The 23,358-nt window shown below is 57.4% G+C and carries 24 protein-coding genes; 12 read left to right on the forward strand and 12 right to left on the reverse strand.

The features are described from left to right. Nucleotides 1-62: 62 nt before the first annotated feature. The 3 genes from QPM17_RS15975 to QPM17_RS15985 form a co-directional block, all read right to left on the reverse strand. Nucleotides 63-1,415, reverse strand: coding sequence for a cation:proton antiporter (locus tag QPM17_RS15975; protein ID WP_285391851.1), 1,353 nt, complete (start codon nucleotides 1,413-1,415; stop codon nucleotides 63-65). A gap of 123 nt (nucleotides 1,416-1,538) precedes the next feature. Next, on the reverse strand, nucleotides 1,539-2,054 hold the full coding sequence (locus QPM17_RS15980; RefSeq protein ID WP_422732776.1) for a DUF4399 domain-containing protein: 516 nt from the start codon (nucleotides 2,052-2,054) through the stop codon (nucleotides 1,539-1,541). Between the two features lie 141 nt (nucleotides 2,055-2,195). Further along, nucleotides 2,196-2,678, reverse strand: a complete 483-nt coding sequence (locus QPM17_RS15985) for an Lrp/AsnC family transcriptional regulator (protein ID WP_285391854.1) — start codon at nucleotides 2,676-2,678, stop codon at nucleotides 2,196-2,198. Between the two features lie 131 nt (nucleotides 2,679-2,809). Here QPM17_RS15985 and QPM17_RS15990 point away from each other — a divergent pair, with 131 nt between their 5' ends. Further along, the gene (locus QPM17_RS15990) at nucleotides 2,810-3,436 is read left to right on the forward strand and encodes a LysE family translocator (RefSeq protein WP_285391855.1); all 627 of its coding nucleotides are present in this window, start codon (nucleotides 2,810-2,812) and stop codon (nucleotides 3,434-3,436) included. On the opposite strand, the gene QPM17_RS15995 is transcribed toward QPM17_RS15990, so the two are convergent. Then, nucleotides 3,433-4,137: an aspartate/glutamate racemase family protein gene (locus tag QPM17_RS15995; protein ID WP_285391857.1), complete on the reverse strand. Its 705-nt coding sequence runs from the start codon at nucleotides 4,135-4,137 to the stop codon at nucleotides 3,433-3,435. The two genes, QPM17_RS15990 and QPM17_RS15995, sit on opposite strands and share 4 nt — an antisense overlap. A gap of 126 nt (nucleotides 4,138-4,263) precedes the next feature. Here QPM17_RS15995 and QPM17_RS16000 point away from each other — a divergent pair, with 126 nt between their 5' ends. From QPM17_RS16000 to QPM17_RS16010, 3 genes are read left to right on the forward strand one after another with little or no spacing between them, the layout of a single operon-like run. Then, nucleotides 4,264-5,655 (forward strand): efflux transporter outer membrane subunit, encoded by a 1,392-nt coding sequence (locus QPM17_RS16000; protein ID WP_285391859.1) that lies wholly within the window; start codon nucleotides 4,264-4,266, stop codon nucleotides 5,653-5,655. Then, a complete protein-coding gene (locus QPM17_RS16005; protein WP_285391861.1) occupies nucleotides 5,652-6,869 on the forward strand; it encodes an efflux RND transporter periplasmic adaptor subunit in 1,218 nt (405 codons plus the stop codon). The genes QPM17_RS16000 and QPM17_RS16005 overlap by 4 nt, the downstream gene beginning before the upstream one ends. Then, entirely contained in the window at nucleotides 6,862-9,978 is a 3,117-nt protein-coding gene (locus QPM17_RS16010) for an efflux RND transporter permease subunit (protein WP_285391863.1), read from the forward strand. Before QPM17_RS16005 ends, QPM17_RS16010 begins: the two co-directional genes overlap by 8 nt. On the opposite strand, the gene QPM17_RS16015 is transcribed toward QPM17_RS16010, so the two are convergent. Together QPM17_RS16015 and QPM17_RS16020 are read right to left on the reverse strand one after the other, a co-directional pair. Beyond that, a complete protein-coding gene (locus QPM17_RS16015; RefSeq protein ID WP_285391865.1) occupies nucleotides 9,975-11,174 on the reverse strand; it encodes a cation:proton antiporter in 1,200 nt (399 codons plus the stop codon). The two genes, QPM17_RS16010 and QPM17_RS16015, sit on opposite strands and share 4 nt — an antisense overlap. 234 nt (nucleotides 11,175-11,408) lie before the next feature. Then, nucleotides 11,409-11,897 carry a CBS domain-containing protein gene (locus QPM17_RS16020; protein ID WP_285391867.1) on the reverse strand — a complete coding sequence of 163 codons (489 nt, stop codon included), beginning with the start codon at nucleotides 11,895-11,897 and terminating at the stop codon, nucleotides 11,409-11,411. A gap of 168 nt (nucleotides 11,898-12,065) precedes the next feature. Between QPM17_RS16020 and QPM17_RS16025 the strand changes: the two genes are divergently transcribed. Both QPM17_RS16025 and QPM17_RS16030 read left to right on the forward strand, forming a co-directional pair. Next, the gene (locus tag QPM17_RS16025; RefSeq protein WP_285391869.1) at nucleotides 12,066-12,212 is read left to right on the forward strand and encodes a hypothetical protein; all 147 of its coding nucleotides are present in this window, start codon (nucleotides 12,066-12,068) and stop codon (nucleotides 12,210-12,212) included. Between the two features lie 21 nt (nucleotides 12,213-12,233). Further along, a complete protein-coding gene (locus QPM17_RS16030; protein ID WP_285391871.1) occupies nucleotides 12,234-12,827 on the forward strand; it encodes a LysE family translocator in 594 nt (197 codons plus the stop codon). Here the strand turns inward: QPM17_RS16030 and QPM17_RS16035 are convergent. Genes QPM17_RS16035 through QPM17_RS16045 form a run of 3 tightly spaced genes read right to left on the reverse strand, consistent with a single transcriptional unit; the run spans nucleotide 12,786 to nucleotide 15,400 of the window. Continuing rightward, complete coding sequence (locus QPM17_RS16035) at nucleotides 12,786-13,655, reverse strand: AraC family transcriptional regulator (protein WP_285391873.1); 870 nt, start codon at nucleotides 13,653-13,655, stop codon at nucleotides 12,786-12,788. The genes QPM17_RS16030 and QPM17_RS16035 overlap by 42 nt on opposite strands. A 27-nt stretch (nucleotides 13,656-13,682) precedes the next feature. Then, nucleotides 13,683-14,534, reverse strand: coding sequence for a phytanoyl-CoA dioxygenase family protein (locus QPM17_RS16040; RefSeq protein ID WP_285391875.1), 852 nt, complete (start codon nucleotides 14,532-14,534; stop codon nucleotides 13,683-13,685). A gap of 41 nt (nucleotides 14,535-14,575) precedes the next feature. Beyond that, nucleotides 14,576-15,400 (reverse strand): HAD family hydrolase, encoded by an 825-nt coding sequence (locus QPM17_RS16045; RefSeq protein WP_285391878.1) that lies wholly within the window; start codon nucleotides 15,398-15,400, stop codon nucleotides 14,576-14,578. Nucleotides 15,401-15,518: 118 nt separating this feature from the next. Here QPM17_RS16045 and QPM17_RS16050 point away from each other — a divergent pair, with 118 nt between their 5' ends. Then, entirely contained in the window at nucleotides 15,519-15,914 is a 396-nt protein-coding gene (locus QPM17_RS16050; RefSeq protein WP_285391880.1) for a hypothetical protein, read from the forward strand. Between the two features lie 81 nt (nucleotides 15,915-15,995). Here the strand turns inward: QPM17_RS16050 and QPM17_RS16055 are convergent, their stop codons facing one another. Next, entirely contained in the window at nucleotides 15,996-16,379 is a 384-nt protein-coding gene (locus QPM17_RS16055; protein WP_285391882.1) for a DUF3775 domain-containing protein, read from the reverse strand. A gap of 238 nt (nucleotides 16,380-16,617) precedes the next feature. Between QPM17_RS16055 and QPM17_RS16060 the strand changes: the two genes are divergently transcribed. From QPM17_RS16060 to QPM17_RS16075, 4 genes are all read left to right on the forward strand, one after another. Then, a complete protein-coding gene (locus tag QPM17_RS16060; RefSeq protein WP_285391884.1) occupies nucleotides 16,618-17,592 on the forward strand; it encodes a tetratricopeptide repeat protein in 975 nt (324 codons plus the stop codon). Nucleotides 17,593-17,661: 69 nt separating this feature from the next. After that, nucleotides 17,662-18,324: a TIGR02117 family protein gene (locus QPM17_RS16065; RefSeq protein ID WP_285391887.1), complete on the forward strand. Its 663-nt coding sequence runs from the start codon at nucleotides 17,662-17,664 to the stop codon at nucleotides 18,322-18,324. 20 nt (nucleotides 18,325-18,344) lie between these two features. Next, entirely contained in the window at nucleotides 18,345-21,188 is a 2,844-nt protein-coding gene (locus tag QPM17_RS16070; RefSeq protein WP_285391889.1) for an AMP-binding protein, read from the forward strand. Nucleotides 21,189-21,293: 105 nt separating this feature from the next. Beyond that, nucleotides 21,294-21,455: a CCGSCS motif protein gene (locus QPM17_RS16075; RefSeq protein WP_285391891.1), complete on the forward strand. Its 162-nt coding sequence runs from the start codon at nucleotides 21,294-21,296 to the stop codon at nucleotides 21,453-21,455. On the opposite strand, the gene QPM17_RS16080 is transcribed toward QPM17_RS16075, so the two are convergent. After that, the gene (locus tag QPM17_RS16080) at nucleotides 21,452-22,417 is read right to left on the reverse strand and encodes a LysR family transcriptional regulator (RefSeq protein ID WP_285391893.1); all 966 of its coding nucleotides are present in this window, start codon (nucleotides 22,415-22,417) and stop codon (nucleotides 21,452-21,454) included. The genes QPM17_RS16075 and QPM17_RS16080 overlap by 4 nt on opposite strands. Before the next feature lie 117 nt (nucleotides 22,418-22,534). On the opposite strand from QPM17_RS16080, the gene QPM17_RS16085 reads away from it, so the two are divergent. Further along, nucleotides 22,535-22,786 (forward strand): hypothetical protein, encoded by a 252-nt coding sequence (locus QPM17_RS16085; RefSeq protein WP_285391895.1) that lies wholly within the window; start codon nucleotides 22,535-22,537, stop codon nucleotides 22,784-22,786. Between the two features lie 5 nt (nucleotides 22,787-22,791). On the opposite strand, the gene QPM17_RS16090 is transcribed toward QPM17_RS16085, so the two are convergent. Beyond that, the gene (locus QPM17_RS16090) at nucleotides 22,792-23,184 is read right to left on the reverse strand and encodes a hypothetical protein (protein WP_285391897.1); all 393 of its coding nucleotides are present in this window, start codon (nucleotides 23,182-23,184) and stop codon (nucleotides 22,792-22,794) included. Nucleotides 23,185-23,358: the final 174 nt, after the last annotated feature.

The raw sequence follows: 23,358 nt of genomic DNA on the forward strand, positions 1-23,358 counted from the left end.
AATAAGTCTTCCAGCTGAATGAACTTCGAGTATAGGAATCACCGGCGCACAGTGTCCAATTCTCAGCTGGTTGATTTCCGCGAGCGCCAGAAACGGGCAATGGTGGGTTTTACACTTACGCCATGAACCAGGATCGACAGTGCAACCACCACGAAGGTCAGGTGGATCAATTCCAGTGCAATCTCTTCCGGTAGCCCATGCTGGATTGCGTACATCAGGTAGTACAGCGAACCGATGCCGCGAACACCGAACCAGCCTGCAAGGTTGCGCATGCGCATAGGGGCATTGGTTCCGAGCAGGCCGAGATGGACGCTGATGGGGCGTGCGACAAAGAACAGGAATGCGGCAAATCCAACGGCCCGCCAGCTCCAGGAGTCCCAGAAAAGTGACCCTCCGATCAATAGCACCAACACAATTTCGGCCAGCCTTTCCAGATGTTCGTTGAATACCAACGAGCTCTGGTGAACATGGGCAATGGCCTTGGGCGCCTCGCCCGGCTTTGCTTCTCCGGAGGTCGGATCCGAGTACTGCTGCTTGAGACCGCTCAGCTTCAATTCCGTGTGGCGCAATGCCACTGCGGCACTGAATACGGCCAGAAAGCCCCAGGCATTCACCAACAGGCTGACGCCATAGGCGAGCGCAATCAGCCCCAGGCCCAGAAAACTTTCAAGGAACTCGGAATGGGTGAACGTAGTGCGCAGTCTCTGTACTAACCAGCCAACGGCATAGCCCGCCAGAATGCCAATGCCAATTCCCGCGCCGGTGGCCCAGACCACATCAATCACCAGCCAGCGAGAACCATCATCACCGAGGTCATGCAGGCCCAGCAGGCCCAGCCCCAACATCACAAACGGAAATGCGGTGCCGTCGTTCATGCCGGCTTCGCAGGTCAACGCGAACCGCAAACGGTCAGGGTCATCGGCATGGCGAACCTGAACTTCCGTCGCCAGCACGGGGTCTGTCGGGGCAACCACAGCGCCGAGGATGACAGCCGCGCCCAGAGGCAGGGCAAGCCAGTAGTATCCGAAAAACGCGACCAGCCCGACCGTAAGCGTCATCGAGATCACTGCCAGTTGCAGAGGGTTGCGCCAGCGTTTGAAGGTAACGGGTGCCGGCATTTTCACCCCGGCGCAATACAGCGAAATCAGCACTGCGATTTCGGTCAGCAGTTCCAGCAGCGCCGACTCTTCCAGCGGATTGAAGTGAAACAGGCCAAGGCCCATGGGACCGACCACAAACCCGATCAGCAGGTACACGATGGCGGACGTGGCAGGCACGGTCTTGATGTAGGAGGCGGTAAAGCCCACTACCAGCAGTAGTGAGCCAAGCAGTATAAACCAGGTGGCAGTGGTCATAGATAGCTCATCGAAGAATGTCAGTGTGCCGGGAACCTCGGAGGGTTCTGAGCCGCTCACGATGCGCTCTTCAACGGTCCATTGCCACCCCGTGCGTATTAAATCGCAGTAAAAGCGCGTTCGTTTCCCGGCACTGACGCTGTCAGCCTGCCGTTGTCGTAGCTACTGGCCCTGTTGCCAGGATTACTCCACAGTAATTGTGATCTTTTCGGACATGATCGGTGGTTCGTGGGGAACATGCATGTGGTCGCCCAGGAGTAACTGAAGGGTATGTTCCCCGGGCTCCAGTTCCAACTCGGTGGTGGTCTGCCCACCGCCAAAGTGGACCACCTGATCCGTGGACGGCAGCGGCTCGTCCAATGGTGGCAGCTTATCCAGGTCAATCAACAGATGATGGTGGCCGGTATTCTCCTCGTCAGTGCCTGCTTTGGCGACGTCCATTCCTTCCAGTCCGAATTCCACGGTCACAGGGCTGGTTACAGTGGCGCCATCCTCCGGGGTCAGAATGGTCACTTCAGCGCTGGCCGGCGCACTCGTGCGTTTCGACGAGAGGTCTTCCGTTGCTGCTTCTCTTTCGTCCGCAGTCGCCTCACTCTGCGACATGGGCTGTTCCTCCTCACTGCTGTCTGAACATCCCTGCAGCAAAGTGCCTGAGGCAAACAACACGCTGATCAGTGAAACCTTCAATAACGTATCCATGGCGAGTTCCTCCTTGTGCCATTGATGGGTCTGACTTCGATTACACATTCCAAAGTAACAAATAGCAGACGATCAAGAACTGCATAGAATAGCGGCAGGTTTTGATAACAAACACAGTCTTAACAACGGCAACTCGCCTAATTAGTCTGGCAGGTGGATCAATGGTAGCGGTGACAGGGGCTTAACGGTCTGAATCGCAAAGTTGCTGCGAATGTCCCTGATGCCCGGTATCTTGAGCAATGTTCCTGTCAGAAAGTTTTCGTAGGACCGGAGATCCGGCACTACCACCTGCAGAAGGAAATCAGATTCGCCGGAAACCAGGTGGGCCATAACGACTTCCGGTAACACGCTGACCGCCTCGCGGAAGGCTTCCGCTTCTTTCTCGCGATGACGCTCCACTTTGACGCCTACGAAGACGGTAAGCCCAAGGCCCACCTGCTCCTGGTCCAGCACCGCACTGTAACCCTTGATCACCCCGGATTCCTCAAGCAGGCGCACCCTGCGTGAACAGGGGGAAGGTGACAAACCAATGTCTGCGGCCAGGTCGATATTGGGCAAGCGGCCGTTGGCCTGCAGCGCCTCCAGAATTTTCCGGTCGAATCGGTCAAGCTTATAATTTGGCATGCGTGGCTTATAAATGATGAAAAAGTAGTTGTATGTGCCAATGTTAAAGCATTAATTGGCTTGTAAAGCAACCCTTCGCTATCAGGGTAGGGGTATACTCAATGCGTTGATCCAGCAGGAGCAATATGGATGTGAGTGACCTTTTTCTGTTTTTTACCGCCCTGGTAGCGATCTATCTTGCCCCTGGGCCGGACATGATCCTGGTTCTGGGCACAACGGTCAGCGAGGGAGCAAAACACGCCATTGCCACCGCAACAGGGCTTGCTCTGGCCCGGTCCATCCACGTGTTGCTGGCGGCAGTGGGGCTTGCCGCGCTTTTTGAGTCACAACCCTGGACGTACCATACCGTTCGCCTGTTGGGGGCTGGCTATCTGCTCTACCTGGGCTGGCAGTTTCTGCGTAAGGCCAGCGCCTTGCCTACCCGGAGTGTTCTGGCAGCTGCGGGGTTGCCGAGCCGGGGCTATCTGGCTGCCTTCCGCCGGGGCCTGGCAACCAATCTGCTCAACCCGAAATCGCTGATTTTCTGCTCGGTACTGCTTCCCCAGTTCATCCATCCGGAGCTTTCCGGTGTGGCGGGCCAGTTTGCCATTCTGGCGCTGATACTGGTGCTGACCGGGTTTGCCTTCGACGTTGGCTATGCACTGATGGGCCGCGGGTTATGGGCCATTACTGCGGAAAATGCCAGGTACCAGAAGGCTCAGAACAACGTCTTTGCATTGCTGTTGATGTGCATTGGCTTGAAGGTCGCTTTTTCCTAGTGCGCCTTGCTCTCACCAAGGGCCTGTTCAACTGCCTGCGCAGCATGAATCTCCGTTGTATCGTAAAGCGGAACCGGGGTATCGGCCTGTCGGATCAGTAAGCCAATTTCGGTACATCCGAGAATAACCGCCTGGGCACCGCGCTCCGACAGCGAGGTGACGATATCCAGATATGCCTGACGGGATTCCGGGTTGATCGTACCCTGGCACAGTTCCTCGTAGATGATGTGGTGGACCCTGTCCCGCTGGGGTTCATCCGGCGTGATTACCTCCAGGCCGGCTGCCTCCAGACGGTCGCGGTAGAACGCCTGTTCCATGGTAAATCTTGTACCCAGCAGGCCCACGCAATCGATACTGTCCCGGAGCAGAACCTTCGCAGTGGCATCGGCAATATGGAGCAGGGGAATACGAAGGTTTTGTTCTATCTCCGGCGCCACCTTGTGCATGGTATTGGTTCCAATCACCAGGAAATCGGCGCCGGCGTTCTGCACCGAAAGGGCAGCTTCAGAAAGAATCCGTGCAGTGGCCGCCCAGTCTCCGCTGTGCTGAAGCGCTTCAATCTCGGCAAAATCCACGCTGTAGAGCACCAGCTTTGCGGAGTGCAGGCCACCCAGGCGGGCTTTCACGCCCTCATTGATCAGCCGGTAGTAGGTCTGGCTGGACTCCCAGCTCATGCCGCCAAGTAGACCAATGGTTTTCATAGAGACATTCCTTGTTCGAGGCGATTTTCCCGGTGGAAGACAGAAATATGGTAAAACGTTGCAGCCAGGAAAATGCTATGTTCAGGTCAAACGTAACTCTGGACCAACGACTGTATCCGGCTCTCCATGATTGACGCAATAACCAGATCACACTTACGGCTCGTCCTGCTGGTCACCGTTCTCTTTCTCACCGCTTGCGCTACCCGTCAGGAACCTAGCCGGGCTCCGGTGGAATTGCCGGCTGAATATACCCGAACCGGCCACCTGGCTGTTTCCGACACATGGTGGAAGGCGTTTGACGATAGACAACTGGACAGACTCGTTGAGCGGGCCCTGGACGATAACCTGAGCCTTCGTGCCAGCTATCAGAGATTACGTCAGGCCCGGGCTGTGGCAGACAGGCAGGGTGCCGCACTGTTTCCCTCACTGGACGCCACTGCTGGAGCAGAGCGACAGGAAACCGACAATACAGAAACCGATACCTTCAGTGCCGGCCTGAGTGCCAGTTATGAGGTAGACCTCTGGGGGCGCGTACAATCGGTTAGCGAGGCGGAGTCATTTCGGGCCTCTGCGTCCCTGGCGGATTACCAGGCTGCCGCTGTCTCCCTGAGCGGGGAAATTGCCAATACCTGGTTTCAGCTGGTGGAACAACGGGCTCAGCTCGCCCTGGCAGAGAGCCAGCTGGAAACCAATAACAAGGTACTGACGGTGATTGAGTCCCGGTTTGCCATGGGTCAGAACAGCAGTGCCGATGTGCTTCGCCAACGCCAGCTGGTCAGCGCTTCCCGGGAACGTCTGAGTAACATTGAAGGCGAAGCCGGTGTACTGCAGCATCAGCTGGCGGTTCTGCTCGGGCAGTCGCCGGGCCAGGGCAACCTCCCAGAAGACGATACCCTGCCAGCGCTACCGCCGCTGCCGGAAACCGGTGTGCCTGCAGAACTGGTCCAGCGCAGGCCCGATCTGCAGCAGGCCTGGAGAGTGGTACAGGCGGCTGACCGGGACCTGGCAGCCGCCATCAGTAACCGGTTCCCGCGATTTTCCATCGAGGCGTCCATCCGCTCGCAGGCGAATGATGCCGGGGACTTGTTCGACAACTGGCTGTCGACACTGGCCGGCAATCTGGTGGTTCCCCTGGTGGACGGGGGCGAGCGCCGTGCCGAGGTTCGCCGCTCCGGGGCCGTGCTCGAAGAACTCATTCAGGAATACGGGCAGGCCGTTATTGTTGCCGTCCGGGAAGTCGAAGATGCACTGGCCCGGGAACAGCAGCAGCGCCGGCGGTTGCAGAGCCTCAATGATCAGGGCCGGTTGGCTGATACAACCTATCGGCAGCTTCGTAACCAGTATCTGAATGGTACAGTCAGTTACATTGAGGTGTTGACCGCCTTGAAGGACAAACAGGATCTTCAGCGCACGATTCTGAACACTCGCCAGCAATTGCTCACCACCCGTGTGGCGCTTTACCGGGCACTGGCCGGAAGCATCGAATCCGCGAAAACTCCGGAGAACAACGAGGTATGAACCAACCCATTGATGAGAAAGCGGTCCGTCCTGAGAGAGGCAGAGCCGGCCTTCTGAAAACCGTGTTGGTGTCGCTGATGATTGTTCTGGTGGGGTTTGCCCTGATCTGGTTGATCTTCAGCACAGAACCCACTGCCACCCGCAAAGATACCGCCCGTGAGACCGCCATGCTGGTGGATGTCCAGAGTGTCAACCGCGGGCGCTTCACGCCCATCGTAGAAGTAATGGGGCAGGTGGTTCCTTCCCGCCAGATCACGCTGGGTTCCCGGGTGAGTGGTGAAGTTATTCGCCAGACCGATGCTTTTACGCCAGGCAGGCGAGTCGAAGAGGGGACAGAACTGCTTCGGATCGATCCGGCGGATTTTGAAGCCACGCTGCAACAGAGACGCAGTGAGCTGCAGCAGGCAAAGGCTGATTTTGAGCTTGAACAGGGACAACAAGTTGTTGCCCGGCAGGAATTTGAATTACTGGGCGACGATATTGCGGCGGTTAATGACGCGCTGATACTCCGCGAGCCACAGCTGAAACAGGCCAAAGCCCGAGTGGCTGGCGCTGAGGCTGCGGTCAAGCAGGCCGAGCTTGATCTTGCCCGAACACGAATCCGCGCACCGTTTCCTGCCCAGGTGCTCAGCCGGGAGGTGTCGCTGGGCTCACAGGTCAGCACCGGTCAGTCTCTTGGCAGGTTGGCGGGAACCGGTCAGTATTGGGTGGAGGCGACCGTTCCGCTATCCAGACTCCGCTGGCTGACTTTTACCTCTGATCCGGAAACGTCCGGCGCCCCTGTTACCCTGCACCACGACACCGTCTGGCCAGCCGGCCAGACTCGCGAGGGCCGGCTGGCACAACTGGTTGGCGAACTGGACGATAACGCCCGCATGGCCCGGGTTCTTATCACTGTCGAAGACCCACTGGCGCTGGATCGGGCGGAAGGTAAGCCACCGATGATTCTTGGTGGGTTTGTGCGAGCTGAAATACAGGGCCGGCCATTGGACAACGTTGTACGTATCGAGCGAGATCTGGTTCGCCGTAATAACACGGTGTGGGTCATGGAGGAACGCCAACTGGCCATTCGCGACGTTGAAATCGCCTTTCGTGATAATGACTACGCCTATATACAGGCAGGACTGGAACATGGTGACCAGGTCATAACCAATGATCTCTCATCGGTTGTCAGTGGTGCCCGGCTGAGGCTGGAGGGTGACGGCGATGAGTGATTCGCCCAGAGGGCAGGGCTGGGTCGGGCCCATCGAATGGATGGCCCGCAACTCCATCGCCGCCAACCTGATGATGATCCTGTTGCTGGCTGGCGGCTTCTGGATGGCCACGCAGGTGCAAAAGGAGGTCTTCCCGGAATTCCAGCTTGATCTGGTTCAGATCACGGTCAGTTATCCCGGCGCGGCGCCGGAAGAAGTGGAGCAGGGCATACTCCTGCCCGTCGAAGAGGCGGTCCAGGGTATCCAGAGCATTGAGGAAATGAGCTCCACCGCCCGTGAAGGTAGCGGCAATATTCAGCTTGAACTGGTTTCCGGCACCAACCGCATGCAGGCCCTGCAGGATATAGAGCAGGCCGTCGACCGTATCCGCACCTTCCCGGAGCAGACCGAGGAGCCCGAGATCCGGCTGGTGACACCAACCCGCGATGTCATGGAACTGACCCTTTACGGCGATGTGGACATCTGGACCCTGCGCCAGCTTGGTGAGCAGGTGCGCAACCGTTTGCTCTCTGAAGACGCAATCACCCAGGCCGTTATAGATGACGTGCCGGCCTACCTGACCAGTGTGGAAATTCCCCAGGATACGCTACGCAAGTACAACCTGACTCTGTCGGAAGTCGCTAACCGCATCGAACAGTCCAGCGAGGATATACCCGCCGGCTCCATGGCAACGGACAACGGCGACATACTGCTGAGGCTGAAGGAACGTAAACAGTGGGCGGATGCCTTCGAAAGCATTGTAATTCTCAATGCCGCTTCCGGCGGTTCCGTCACCCTGGGTGATATCGCCACCGTTCGTGATGGATTTGAAGAGGGTGGATTTCACTCCCGCTTCAATAGTCTGCCCTCGGTGGAAATCGAGATCTTCCGTACCGGGGATCAGTCGCCCCTGGAGATTGCAGAGTCCGTTGAGCAGGTGATGGCAGAGCTGGAAGTGACTCTGCCCGACGCGGTGAAGTTGCGGATCGACAGTAACCGGGCCGAACACTTTGAAGACCGCATGGACATGCTGCTCGAGAACGGCATCATGGCCATGGTGATTGTACTGGTGATCCTCAGCCTGTTCCTGGAATACCGGCTGGCGTTCTGGATCATGATGGGTATGACCATTTCCTTTGTGGGCAGTGTGCTGTTCCTTCCGGCGATGGACGTCAGCATCAACATGATCTCCATGTTCGGCTTCCTGATGGTGCTGGGGATAGTGGTGGATGACGCCATAGTGGTGGGGGAGAATATCTACGAATACCGGGAACAGGGCATGGGGTTCATGGAGGCGGCCATACAGGGTGCCAAGGACATTGCCGGCCCGGTCACCTTCAGCATCCTGACCAACATAGTTGCCTTTCTGCCGCTGCTGTTCATTCCCGGTGTCACCGGCAAATTCTGGTGGCCGCTGGGCGTGGTAGTCATCCTTGTACTGGCAATTTCATTGATCGAGGCTCTTTTCATCCTGCCCGCGCACCTGGCCCACAGTGGTAAAGGCAGTGTGACCATCTGGGGCCACTGGATGCACAGTGTCCAGAGAGTGTTTTCCCGGGGGTTCCAGTCCGTGGTGGATCGTGGTTACCGGCCACTGCTCGATATGGCCCTGCGTTTCCGTTACATCACCCTTTCAGCGGCACTCACCGTCATGTTGGTGTCCGGGGCTTACGCTGTCAGCGACCACATGGGCATGATCATGATGCCTGAGGCGCCGGCGGATGAAATCGAAGCCGGCCTCAGGTTGCCGGTTGGCACTACCGCCCGCCGCGCAGCTGAAATGGCCATGGCGATCACGGAGGATACCCAGCGGTTGTTTGAGGAAAACAACCTGTCCCGCAATGTGGAGGGCATCAAAACCAACGTCCGGGGTCAGCGGTCCATTGATGTCGAGCTTGTGCTGCTCCCGGCGGACGAGCGCGACATGACCGTTAACGAGATTATTGACCTCTGGCGTACAGAGCTCGGTGACTTCAAAGGTGTCGATCAGATTACGTTCGAGGCGGAGCAGGGCCCCGGTAGCTGGCGCGACGATATCAGCGTGGACCTGAGCCACACCGACATCGACATTCTTGCCCGCGCCAGCCAGCGTTTCGTTGAAGAGCTGAAGCAGCTCGGTCAGACCCGTGGCGTCAATGATAACTACTCCACCGGCAAACCCCAGTTCGACATCAGTCTCACCGACGAGGGCAGGGCGCTTGGTCTGACTGGAGCCTACGTGGGGCGGCAACTGCGGGATGCCTTCTACGGCAGCATTGCCCTGCGCCAGTTACGTGGCATCAATGAAAACGAGATACGGGTACGACTGCCGGAGTACCAGCGGCAGGATCTGCATTACCTGGAGAGTTTTGTCATCCGCACCGAAAATGGACAGGAAGTCCCCCTGATGGACGTGGCCGAGGTCACGATCAACGAATCCCTCCGCTCCATTGACCGGCGTGATGGCCGGCGAGTTATTACTGTAGGCACCGACGTACAGCCCAAATCCGCAATCAGTCAGGTACTGGAGCTGATCCGGACCGATATACTGCCGCAACTGCGTGCAGACTTCCCGGGCCTGACATGGACCTTCCAGGGCAGTCAGGCGGATCTGAGAGAATCTACAACGGCTTTGTGGGGTGGTTTCGGCCTGGCGATGGGGGCCATCTTTGCATTGTTGGCGGTGGCATTCGGCAGCTATCTGCAACCGTTGGTGGTCATGCTGGCCATACCCTTCGGTGCTGTGGGCGCCATCATCGGACACATGATTCTGGGGATGGAGCTATCGCTTGTCAGCATTATGGGTATTGTGGCCCTGTCCGGCGTGGTGGTGAACGACTCGCTGATCATGGTGTCTTATGCCAACCGGCAGCGTGAGCGTCTGGGGCCGGCTCAGGCTATCTACGAGGCCGGCCTGCGACGTTTCCGGCCCATCGTGCTGACCACATTGACCACCTTTGGCGGCCTTACACCCATTATCACCGAAACCTCCCTGCAGGCTACCTATCTGATTCCAATGGCGGTCTCCCTGGGCTTCGGTATCGTCTTCGCCACGGCTTTGATCCTGTTCCTGGTGCCTTGCCTCTACCTGGTACTGGAAGATATGGCAGGGTGGTTCGGAAGCCGGCGAGCAGAAGCCGCTGCAGGTTAACGCAGAACCCGCTTTACCAGCACCGGCCCGATCAGCTCAAAGAAGATGGTAGAGGCAACCACCACTGGAAGAATAGAGCCGCGGAACTCCGGGAATCGCTCTGCTGCCAGCAGCGCCATACCGAGTGCCACACCTGCCTGTGGCGTCAGCGCCAGGCCAATATTCCGGGGCAGCGGCTCGCGTCTCGCGGGACTGAACCGCACTGCAAAATAGCCCCCCAACACCCGGCCAACCAGACGCAGAAGGATATAGGCGAGAGTCAGCAGTATTGCATCATCGGCCCGGTACAGATCAATGCTTGCCCCGGAAAGCACGAAGAAGAACACCAGGAAGGGCCATTCAATGTGCTCGATCTCCCTGAACGAACGGGTATGGTGATAAGACAGGTTCGCGACAAGGCCTCCGGCAATCATGGATGCAAGCAGCGCCGACACACCCAGCAAGGAGGAGAACCCTGCCAGCAGCAGTATTATTGCAATGGCTTCAACCTGAGTGGGTTCTCCAGGCTTGAGGCGGCCGGTCAGCCATGCGGCTGGCAGTCCGATAGCGACGCCGATCAGGACTGCGCCGCCCAGCTCCCACATGGCGTGCAGCAGGGCCAGTTGCCCATCGCCGCCAATCACCCAGCCCAGGACCGACATACTCAGCCCGAAAACGACAATGCCCCAGGCATCATCAATAGCAACAATGCCCAGCAAAACCCTGGGCACCAGCCCGGCACTTCCTTTTTCACGAACAGACTCGCTCACAGCGGCAGGATCCGTCGCCACTGAAATGGCTGCCAGCGATACCGCAACCACCAGAGGAAATCCCAGCACCAGCAGGCCGGCACCCACCAGGACGCCGCCTCCGATAATCACGAAAAGGGAAACAACCAGGATCAGTGGCCCGGTATTGCGCAGCCGACGTAACTCCAGCTCGCTACCCAGCAGAAAAGCCACCATCACCAGAGCCACCTGAATCAGTGGCTCGCTCAGCCCACCAAGCACGTCGCCATTCTGCACACCCATCCAGACCTGTTGAATGAAGGCAAAGCCGATGCCCACCAGCATCAGGATGGAGATCCGGGGAATTCTTGTGCGCTTGGCCAGGGCATCAGCAAAAATGCTGGCGGACAGAATAACGCCCAGCAGAATGATATTCACAGTGGCCCGGGAGGTTCCGACAGGCAACCAGTGTGGGAGGCTCTCAATCATCTGTTTTTTTCACTTTTTCACAAACCACTTACGATAAAAAAACAATCCGGAAAAGGGAAAGGCAAGTCTGGCATCTGCTTACTACTGTAAACAACATTTCATTTATATAAACAGATTCCCGCCATGCTTCGATTACTGCCCCCCGTCTATTTTCCTGACCGCCAACAGGCTGATCAGTGACGGTAGGGGGCATCCCGAAAGGCCTCAAGAGGCCAATCGGGATGCAAGCGACCGTTAGAGGGTCGCGGTGGCTTTGTGGCTGGGGTGATGCGCACTGATGTGGCGGAGAAACTCCATGGTTTCCTTCGAGGAAATCTTCTTGTCACCGGCTTTCCTTGCACTCTCGGCGCCCGTAAAGGAGACAATATCCCCCATACTCACCATGCCGCAAAGCTGGCTGTACTGATTGATGACGGGAAGACGCCTTATTTCGTGTGTTTCCATTAACTGGAGAGCCTCTTTGATACTGTCGTCCGGCCCGCAGCAATACAGTTCCCGATGACTGGAGATGTCCTCGCCCCGAAGTTCCCACAGGGGCTTGTGTTGCAGTGCAGCGCCCATGCAGATATCCCGGTCGGTGATAATGCCCACTGGATGCTCCTGTTCGTCGACCAGTGGAATGGCGCCACAGTCGTTATTCCACATCAGCATGGCAATGTCCTGCAAGGACGTTTGTGGGGAACAGCACGCTACTTCGGTAACCATGACTTCACTGACTTTCATTTGGATGTCCTCCTTATGAGGGGCCCGTAAGAATAAATGCCGACAGCAATACGCCCTTGCGACATCGAATTCTGCAAACCTCATTGGGCTTTCCATCCTGAAGGCAGCGCCGTTTCCACAAACGATCTGACGCCATTTCCAATGTGTGCTTATATTGGGTGATTGTCTATGATGCAGATCAAAGTGAGCAATCCACAGGATTGCACCCTGCTCTATTGGGAGAACAAGCGGGTGATTCATTTCAGGTTTTCGGGGTGGGCAACCTCAATTCTGTTCAATACCCTGGCCGCCGCCCAGAGCACTATGTACCGGTAGCCTGAACGGAGAACACAACCAATGAGCCTATCCCTGATTCTGCCAATGTCCGCCTTTGCCCTGGCAGCTTCCATTTCCCCGGGGCCGGTCAACCTCGTGTGCCTGAGCAGTGGTACCCGCTATCCGGTTTCACGGGGGCTGGTTTTTGTAACCGGTGCCACCCTGGGTTTCATCGCCCTGTTTATTGCCGTGGGCCTGGGGCTGTACTCGCTGCTGAGTGCTGTACCGGCACTGGAAGAATTGCTGCGGTGGGCTGGTGTAGCCTTCCTGCTCTATCTGAGTGTGAAGCTGGCCATGGACAGTGGCCACCTGCCGGAGAACGGCACTGCAAAGGCACCCGGTTTTGGGACTGGCGCACTGATGCAGTGGCTCAACCCGAAGGCCTGGCTTGCTTCGGCTTCCGGCATCGGTGCTTACACCAGCGCAAATGATCTTCAACTGATCATGGTGTTCGCGTCTCTCTATCTGCCCATATGCTGGCTGTCGCTGGCCTGCTGGGTATACGCTGGAGCCTTCCTGCGCCGATACGTTCAGCGGCCAGTGGTACTGGTAACTGTAAACCGAACGCTGGCCTTACTGCTTGCCGTCAGTTGCCTGTATCTCCTGGTCGGGTAGGCAGCACCGGTACTGATTCGGCGTTGCCGCCATCAGCCGTTTGAACGTGCGCTGGAAGTGCGGTTGGTCGGCAAAACCTGCGTTCAGGGCAGCTTCAGCAATCGGGATGCCATTTTGCAGTTGGTGGCGCCCGAGCTGAACACGCCGGTTCACCAGATAAGCATGGGGTGTAAGGCCAAAATGCTGTCTGAACGCGCGAATCAGGTGGCCCGGGCTGTAACCGGAAATTTCGCAGAGAGTGTCCAGTGAAACCTCGTCAGCCGCATGATTATCGAGATGGCGGGCCAAAGCCTCCAGGGACATGGGTGCCCTGGGCTCCTGAACAAACGGCTCCCTTGCCAGTTCATGCATCAGATCGGACAGAAACTCCACCACCTCTGCTTGCTTGTCCAGCAAATCACGTTGTGGATCAAGAAGGCAATCCGCCATGCGGCAATAACGCCGATACCACATCGGCTCTGAAACCCTGGCTGTTGAGATATCCTGCCACTGGGGTTCCGGCAGTAAACCCGCCCGATACCGCAATTCCGTCAGCCACGGGGTATCCACATAAAGCATCAGATAGGCCCAGGGCTGATTGTCGATGGGGTTACAGGCATGAACCCATCCCGGATTCATCAGCACAAGGTCGCCGGCATCCACCCGGTATTGATCATTCCGGTATTGGAAGGTGCTCTTGCCACCGGTGATGGCACCGATCGACCACTGGGTATGGCTGTGAGGGGCGTAGCAGACCTGTCGACCGTCCCCGACCTTGCGCAGCTCCACATGGGGCATGCGGGTATCTCGCCAGAACAGGGGGCTGCTTTCATTGGTTATGGTTTTCATGTGAGATCCGCTGGTGTTCCTTTTTCTTCATTTTCGTTCCAGCTCCCCGAGCTTCTGCCCACTCGGAAGATGCCGGAACATCTGATGGGTTATGAACGGCGCGGAGCCATCAATATCAGGTGCGCCCAGACCAGCAACCATATCACTGCGGTTTACGGTCCGGGTTTCAAAAGACAGCCGTGTCAGATTCGTTGTGTTGGGAACGCTCGCATGCAGATGAGCACCGGAAAAGCACAGCAGATCACCTGGTAAAAGGCTTACCACAAGGGCATCTTCCCAAGCTGGTGCACTGGTTGCCGTTGGCAGAAGAGGGTAGCCGCGGGAACTGTTTGCCCGGTATGCCTTCACCATCTCCTGAAAATCCCAACTGGCGCTGTCGTTCTCCACGACCTGCGTGAATAAACCAGGAAAGATCGCGAGCGTTCTTTCCGGCGTGGTTTCGTAGAGAGGCGCCCACCAGTTAATCTGTGCCGGTAAATTGGAACCCCAGGTGTCCCTGTGGGCGCGAAGCGGTTCGACTCGTTCGCCATGTGCGCCGGAGCATGGGGGTTGGATACGGATCACGGCACCGTCCCCGTAAGTCTCGTCCAGGTCGGTACTGATCGCGGACAGCACCTGGCGCCACGCCGGGTCCAGCTGATTGTCTTTCCTGATTGCCGCACGCAAAGTTTCGGCGGCCTGTTCAATTTCACTGGAGGACATTGACTGGTGGGCGCTGGTGGGATCATTGCCAAGATGGCTGACACAATGCCCACGCAGCAGATCGGTAAGCTCAGCCATTGCATCAAAGCCACGGAAGACGATCAGTTCACCCCTATAGATCCTGGCATTGCGCTCAGTCTCTGGGAGGGGTGTTGCCAGTTGATAGAAAGCGGTCATGTCCCGAAATCCTTCCAGATAAAAGCTGCGGGTGACCCTGATTACCCGTATTTCCGCAAATACAGTCTCAGGACCCCTCGAACGGTAACGTCCAGCTGGCTACCCGTGGAGTAATCGCCCGGCACTACGTAGTTGGCCCTCTCTTCTGAGATCAGCTTCTCGATCTTTTCCTGGGTGTTACGCTCGCCCCATTTTTCACCGTCGAACACCGCCAGGCTGCATCCGCCCTGGGCCTTTACCATTTTCATTGCCGGGATGTCTGTATCGCCGTCACCAAAATAAATCACGTGGTCGAAGGGAAACGGGCGTTCCCGGGGTTCAATGTATTCGTTGATAGTGACGTTATCCCAGCTGTTCTCAATGCCCTTGTTGATACGGAACAGGTACTGGGTCTTGGTGGTGTAGTCGATGGCAACAGCAGGCCATTTTGCGTGCCCGGTGTCTTCATCGTAGTGGTAGCGACAGCCGAAGATTTTCTTGAAATGCTTCGCCACGGGCGTTCCGCGGATCATTTCTTCCAGTCCGCTTGAAACGATGTAATGGCTGAGGGCAATTCCCTGGTCACTGGCAAACCGGTTGATGGCCTCAAACCAGTTCTCCACACCGGGAAACAGGGGGATGGATTGGCCGTGCATTCGGAGACGTTCAGGCGTCAACTCGTCATGCTTGCCTACGTCGCGGGCCCGCTTTGCCAACTCGCCGAGGTAGGTGAGTATCTCGTCACCATCCCGCTCACGGTTCTTCCGGTTCACTTCGGGCCAGAAATCGGATTGCTCACTCAGGCCCAGGGCAGGCATCAGGCCGTGTTCGGCGCAATTGCCGCGGGCGAGGGTACCGTCGAAATCGTAAACCAGAGCGCACTGCATCGTCTGTCTGCCTTGTTACCGTGAATAGGAATGCCAGTATAGTCTCTTGCACAGGGTCGCGCGGTGCGCGCATGATGAGTGTTGAACGCACATAACCCGCAGATCAAAGGGGGCGATCATGAGTATGCACCGTACCTACCGTTCCGCAGTCGCAGTATTCTTTTTCTCCGTCATGACACTGTTGGCTTCTCCGGCAGCCTTCTCGCAATCGGATGCTGTCGCCAAGGTAGCAGGCATCCTGTCAGAAATGCAGCACTTCCCCTCCGATGCACAGAAGGAATCCCTGGCGGCCATCAGTAATGACAGCAGCCACAGCGACGCTATCCGGACAATCGCTACGGCGGTTCGCAATATCCAACACAAAGCCCAACCGGACGATGTAAGCGCGCTGAAGGAAGTAAGGGACAGTGCCTCCGCGAGTGAGGCGGAAAAGCAGTTGGCCTCGATTGTTCTGGACTTCCATCACCAGCCCAGTGACCAGGCGAAGGAAAAACTGAAGAACCTGGCCATGTAGTCACCGACACCTCCCGGCCCGGGCAATGGCCCGGGTCAATCCATCGTTTGTGCCTGATTCAGAGAGCCATTACTTCATCCCTTAATCGCACTCATAACCATGCAATTCGAGCCCCTCACGCAGATAATCGGCCAACAGGGGGTGATCAATGAGGTATTGCGCGGTTTCGGGTGACCATTGCTGTCTTGCCAGTTTCACGGTGCTGTCCCATTCCTCCAGCGAGTAATCGCCCCGGCCCAGCCACAGAAGGGCTACGACTTCGTGTTGCTGATCCGGCTCAAGATCCTTGATGATGGTTTCAAACTCTTCATAGCTGGTGTTGTCCTTGTGGTCATCCAGCATATTCTGTGACCAGTCGTCCACCGTGTTGTTGTCCTCATTCGGGATGTTGGCGGGTTCCCGCACATGGTAGGCCTGAGCCAGTTCAATCAGTCTGCAGACGGTGTCAGGATTAACGTTCAACATATCATTCCTCCCGGGATCCGATTTGTGGTTCTCCTATGCACCTATGCTTGGTGCGGCCGCAGGCGGTTTCAATGGCTGGCCGCAATCTCCCTTTCTGGTTGAAATCGGAGCAGACAGCTCCCGGGTTCCGGATCACCACCCGGACAGGAATTGACGTTAATACACGGGCCACCGAAATCTGGGCCAATGGGCAGCACTCTTCCGTGTGATGGAATTGCATAAAACACGGAGAAATCTGATGCTCAAAAACGCCCTGTCGCTGATCATTCTTATTGTCGCGAGTTCCCAGGTTTTCGCTGAACAAAGCTGGCAACCCTATCCAGCAGACCTTCAATCGTTCAGCTACACAGAACAGGATCTTGCCGAACACTGGCAACACCTGACCGACGGGTTTCGTGGCCCACTGCCAACGTCCCAGAGCCTTAAGGCCGATGCGGAACGTTGGCCCGATATGTATGCCTTCACTCTAAACCATCTGAAAACGACAGCCCGCTCCCACCCGGACCTGGCGTCCCTTCCGGAAGGCGCGCTGAGCAATTCATTCGAGGTGTACGCCAGAGAGTTGCGCCGCGCCTGGGCCCTCCTGTTTAACGGCCAGTTTCGGGAAGCGCGAGACCTGGGGCTGGCTCTGGGGCCGTCTGGCTACTTTCCGGGGCTTTATGCCCAGGCCCTATACGCAACGCTGATTGAAACCGATGAAAACACACGCAGACAACTGCTCAAGGAGGTCATTACCCTCACCGAGGACATCATGCCCATGGCACCTGACCATCCAATGATCCGGTTTGGCAATGCCTACGGCAAGGCCCGGATACTCGAGAGCCTGTCTGCCTCAGAGGCCATGGGAACCGGCTACACCTCAGCAGTCATGGACACACTGGAAGCGCTGCTGGAAGAGGATCCCGACAACATCTATGCCGTAACTCTATTTGGTGGCGTGCACTCCGGCATCATCGAAAAAGCCGGCAGCCTGATTGCCCGCATGACCTATGGTGCAAAAGAATCGTCCATGGAAGAGCTGTTCGGCAAGGCTATGCAATTGTCACCCGATTATCCGGGGGTGTATTACGAGTATGCCAGAGCAAAGCTGAAAGTTGATGAGGAAAAAGAGGCGCTTGCTCTGCTGAAGAAGACCCGGGGCATGACCGCCAAAAGCGCTGAAGAGGCACTGTTGCTGCAGGCGGCGGGCCGGCTTCGGCAATCTTTGGAGTAAAACTGATCAAAGCCCTTGAACGTGTCTGTTACTGTAGATTGATGCAGTCTTACTCAGAGGGGCATCAGAATGAAAGCAGCCGGCCTTCTTCTTATGTTGTTCGTTATCTCCGGATGCTCTGCAAAACCCCATGTCGTTGAGCCGGATGTTGGCGCTGACAGCCCTCGCACGAGCCGGCTGTACGTTGTAAGCCATGGCTGGCATGTGGGGCTTGCCATTGCTGCTGAAGAGCTCAATCCTGTAATCCCGGAGCTCAAGGATCGTTTTGTCGGGGCTGAGTACTACGAACTTGGATGGGGCGATAAGGGGTTCTATCAGGCCGAAGAGATTACCGCGGGTGTAACGCTCCAGGCCATCGTCTGGTCGCGGGGGGCGGTGGTCCACGTTGCGGCACTGCCGGTTTCCCCGGCCCGGTACTTCCCTGTGAGTCGCGTTGTTGACACCTGTCTCACCGCTGAAGAAACCGACTCCCTGGCGCGATACCTGTCCAACAGCTTTGCCCGTGATAGTGCCAGTAACCTGGTTGAACTCAAGCATGGCCTCTATAGTGACAGTCAGTTCTATGGTGGCCAGGGCCGGTACCATTTGCTGAACACCAGTAACAAATGGGCTGCCAAAGCGTTGAAAAGCGCGGGGATGGATATCTCGCCCATGTTCAAGCTGACCGCCGATAGTGTCATGGAGTTTGTTGAAGAAAACCGTAATGACTGTGCCCCCGTAACGGGGGAGTGAATCCTGTATCTGGAGGGGCCATGGCTCAACCGGGAAATCAACGAAGCATGGAAAAAGACATGGCAGACGCCGTGTTGGAAACCATGGCCGAGGCGATGCCGGAACATCGGAAGCGGCAACCCGAAGTCACCATGACCAGCAGGCTCGACAGTGATCTGGGCCTGGACAGCCTGACCCGGGCTGAACTGCTGGTAACGGTGGAACGCAAGTTTGGGGTTCAGCTGCCGGAGCAGCTCCTCAGCGATGCGGACACGCCCGGTGACATTCTTGATGAGGTCATGCGCCTGAAGGGCGCGACGCCAGCGGAGAAGTCCGAAAAAAGCAGGGCGGAAGACGAAGAGACCAACGCCGCTCTCGATGCCGGGGAAGAAAACCGCGAGCACTTCTCCGTTCCCGATTTTGAAACCCTGCAGGAAACGCTCAGCTGGCACGCACGTGAGCACCCTGATCGCACCTACCTGCACTGGATAAAGAGCTACGACGATGTCAGATCCCTGACTTTCGGGGATCTTCACAAAGGCGCTCTGAGAGTCGCCAATGGTCTGTTCCAGCACGACATTGAGGAGCGGGACACCATCGCCCTCATGCTCCCCACCGGTCACGACTATTTCTACGGTTTTTTTGGTGCCCTCTACGCCAACGCCATCCCTGTACCCCTGTATCCGCCCATGCGCGCTTCAGAGATCGAAGAGCACCTGAAAAGACAGGCCTCGATTCTCAACAATGCAAAAGCCCGTGTGATGATCACCGTGCCCGAGGCCAAAAAACTCGCCGCCGTGGTCAAAGGCATGGTGCCGTCCCTTGAACATGTACTGACGCTGGATGAAGTCTGGGCGAAACCCCTGTACCGGCCGGCGGCGGGGACCAAGGGCGACGACATTGCCTTTCTGCAGTTCACCTCGGGTAGCACCGGGGACCCCAAGGGTGTCAGCCTCAGCCATGCCAATCTTTTCGCCAATATAGACGCCGGAAACCAGGTGCTGCACGTGGACCAGGACGATGTGTTCGTAAGCTGGCTGCCGCTCTATCACGACATGGGCCTGATCGGCACCTGTCTCTCCAGCCTCTGGTATGGCATGCATCTGGTCATCATGTCGCCACTGCTTTTTCTCACCAGACCACAGTACTGGCTCTGGGCCATTGACCGGTTTGGTGGCACGCTCTCGCCGTCGCCGAACTTTGGTTACGAGCTCTGCCTGAAACGAATCAGTGATGAAGACATGGAAGGGCTCGATCTCAGCTCCTGGCGGGTTGCCTTCAACGGTGCCGAGGCGGTCAGCCCGGATACGGTGGTGCGCTTTGTCGAACGCTTCAGCAAGTGGGGCTTCCGGCCCGAAGCCATGGCCCCTGTTTACGGGCTGGCGGAAAACTGCGTGGCGCTGACCTTTCCCGAAGAGCCCCGGGAGCCGGTCATCGACTACGTGGACCGGGAGAGATTCCAGAAACACGGGGAGGCAAAACCCGCTCCCCCGGACGACGACTCCGCCCTCAGATTCGTCTCCTGCGGCAAGGTCATTCCGAACCACGACATCCGCATTGTGGATGACGACGGCAACGAGCTGGGCGAACGCCAGGAAGGCAACCTGCAGTTCACCGGCCCCTCGGCCACCAGGGGGTATTACCGGAACGAAGAGAAGACCGAAGCACTCTTTGACGGACAATGGCTTAACACGGGTGACAGGGGCTACATTGCCGACCAGGAACTCTATCTGAGCGGCCGCAACAAGGACCTGATTGTCCGGGCTGGCCGCAATATCTATCCCGGCGAAATCGAAGAGGCCGTAGGCGAACTTGACCTGGTTCGGGCGGGCTGCGTTGCGGCGTTTGCATCGGGCATGGGAGAAAGTGAAGGGGAAAGACTGATCGTGGTCGCCGAGACCACGGAAAAGGACGAGAAAAAACTGGCCGAGGCCAAAGAAAAAATCCACCGGATTGCCATGAAAGCCCTGGATATTGAGGTGGATGAGGTGCTCATGGTTCGCCCCCACACAGTACCAAAGACGTCCAGTGGCAAACTGCGGCGCAACGACTGCCGGCTCCGGTATGAGCGGGGTGAACTTGAGCGCAAAAGAGAGCCCGTGTGGCGGCAGGTGGCCAGGCTGGCACGTGGCACCTGGCGCCAGCAGGCCCAGCGCAGCCTGAGAAGCGCGGCCCGCTGGCTCTACTCAGCCTGGGCCTGGGCGGCGATGGGGCTGGTTTCTGTACCGGTGTGGACTCTGGTCAATATCCTGCCTGGCCTCCCACTGCGTTGGCAGGTTGTCCACCGGGGAGGCAGGTTGTTAGGCCTGCTCACCGGAACCCGGCTCAAGGTGGAGCACGCCGAGCGGCTCAAGGAACTCCCGCAGGGCAGTATCATTGTTTCCAACCACGCCAGTTACCTGGATGCTCTGGTGCTGGCGGCACTGATTCCCGTGCCGGTGAGCTTCATTGCCAAAGCAGAGCTGATGAAAGTTCGCGGCCTCAAGCGCTTTCTGACGCGCCTGGAGGTTGAACCCGTGGAGCGCGCCGACGCACAGCACAGTGTGGGGGATTCAAAGCGGATTGCCGAGAGTGCCGGGGGACGCCGCCTCGTCTTTTTCCCGGAGGGAAGTTTCGATGCCGCGCCGGGCCTTCGCCCCTTTCAGATGGGTGCCTTCATGACGGCCGCCGTGCTGAAACAGTCAGTCATACCCATTACCATGACAGGCACCCGGCGCAAGCTGCCCGCCGACCGCTGGAATCCGAGGCCCGGGCCGGTGAACGTGGTTGTTGGTGAACCAATCGAGCCCAAAGGCGATGACTGGAAATCGGCGGTGCAGCTGCGGGATCGTGCACGGAATACGATACTTGAAACAAGCGGCGAGCCGGACCGGTTATTTGGTTAGGCCCTTCGGATTGTTGGTTGCTGACCAATAGAGCTTGACCGGATCCGCATTGCGCAATAAGATTCATGTAACATGAATCTTAATAGTAGCCGTAGAGGAACTCCAATGACACTGTCCTACCTGCACATCTTCAAGAAAGAAGACACAGAAACCGAGTCCACCGGGGCGCAAGCAGCAGACTCTAACGAGAGCACCGAGACCAGCCAGGATGAAGCCCAGAGCAAGGGTAAGCACGGCGAGGATTTCTGCTGCGGTTCCTGCTCTTAACCAGGCGGATGGAGACTTCCGGCCAGGCGTTGTTGCTGGGCCCGGATGGCCTCCGTGAGAAAGTCCATCAGGGCATGAATCCTTACCACGCCCCGCAGGTCGGGGTGCATCAGAAACCACAGGCCATATTCCAGTTCGGGAATGGGGTCGGTGAGCTGGATAACATCAGGATCCCCGTCTGCCAGATAACAGGGCAGCACGGCCAGCCCCATGCCAGAACGAATAGCGCTGAGAATACTGACCAGGGTATCAACACGGTAAACACAGGCTTCCTTCAGGGAGTTATTGTCCATCCACTGGTCCAGTGCCGAATCCTGTAGTCGTGGCCCGGCACCAATCCAGGGCTGGCTGGCAAGGGTCTCGATGGGTGCACCCGGGGTCAAGCCGAAACTCCGGTGCCCGTAAACAGCCTGGCCAATGGTGGTCAGCGGCCGGCCAATCAGGTTCTCCGGAGGGCGATTTGACGGGCGAATGGCAACGTCCGCCTCCCTCCGCGTGAGGTTGAACAACTGGTTGGATACAGCAACGTCCAGCACGATGCCTGGATATCTGTCCCGGAACTGTGTGAACAGGGGGGCCAGCAGCCCCATCAGCAGCGAGTCTGTTGTGGTGGTCCAGATCTCTCCGCTGGGCTGCAGGTCACGCCCCGCCACTTTACGTTCGGCGGCCAGGGCGGCCTCGTCCATAACCCTGCCAGTGTCGGCAAGCTCCTCCCCCGCAAGCGTTGGCCGGTAACCGGTGCGGCTTCTCTCAAATAGTGCCACTCCCAGGCGCTGCTCAATATCACCCAGTCTCCGGAAAACCGTAGCGTGGCTTACACCCAGCGCACGGGACGCTCCCGAAAGAGAGCCCGCATTAGCCACCGCAAGCACCGTCTCAAAGTCACTCCACGCCAGATGACTCCGGGCTTTCCGGGCAGTGGCAGGGGATTTTTTGAGTTGCTTGCCTGTCCGTTTTTGCAAAGTCTGTACTCGCTTTTAGGGAATAGTTTGCAATTCAGAACAATATTAGCATGGTCCTGAACTCAGAGATAACCAACGCGCCTCACCACCAGATGAGGTGCCAGGGAGGTCAGAGACATGTTGATTTCAGAAGAGATGAAGTACTTTCACAATGGCAATCCCTTAGCCTTCCGCGAGAAGGATGATGCGCCAGGCCGCAGGGTCGACGACTCATTCGAGGGAAGCATCCCGCCGAGGTATCGGGATGGCCTGGGCGGCATTGATATTGAGCAGGTAAAGCGCGACCAGCGTCGGGCCCGGCGGGAGTTTGTCCGTGGAATGATACGCCGCCTGGGGCAATTACGGCGAGGGCATTCTGCACGGCAATGAGGGTGTCAGTTCCGGTTTTTCAGAACCGTATAGATCTGATATGCCGCCCGGTCCTGCGTCTGGTTCTCCACTACGTCTTCAAGCAGCTCCAGAACCCGTTTCTCATCGTTGCTGCGAAGGCCTGGCCAATACACATAGGGCACCAGATCCGGATTCCTGATAAAGAAGAGGGCGGTCTCTTCCGGATCCCTGTCGATGTCTCCGCGCAGGCCCACAGTGAAGCGATCGCCCTCGCTGTCTCTCAGCGTCACCAACAGGGAATTGTCCCGTTCTATGAACCGGGTTTCCTCGATGGAAACAGGTTCTGCAAGATTGGGCACAGCTGTTATGTAGTACTGAAACCCTAGAAATGCCAATAGCACGACAAGCAGTGCCGCCAGGGCAATGGACTTGATCATCAGGAGGAGTCCGAGTTGGTCGAAAAGAGGTTGTATGGTAAGGGATTTACGCTGCCATTGCGCGGACCAGGTATTCTGTACCTGCGCCTGCTTCGTTGAACTCTTCAAAGTTTGAGCTGAATCAAACTCACATCTCAGTCCCGGGGGAAAATGACTTGGCAGCGAACGCATTGT

Origin of the sequence: Marinobacter azerbaijanicus, from assembly GCF_030250645.1 — a bacterium.
GTDB lineage: Bacteria > Pseudomonadota > Gammaproteobacteria > Pseudomonadales > Oleiphilaceae > Marinobacter > Marinobacter azerbaijanicus.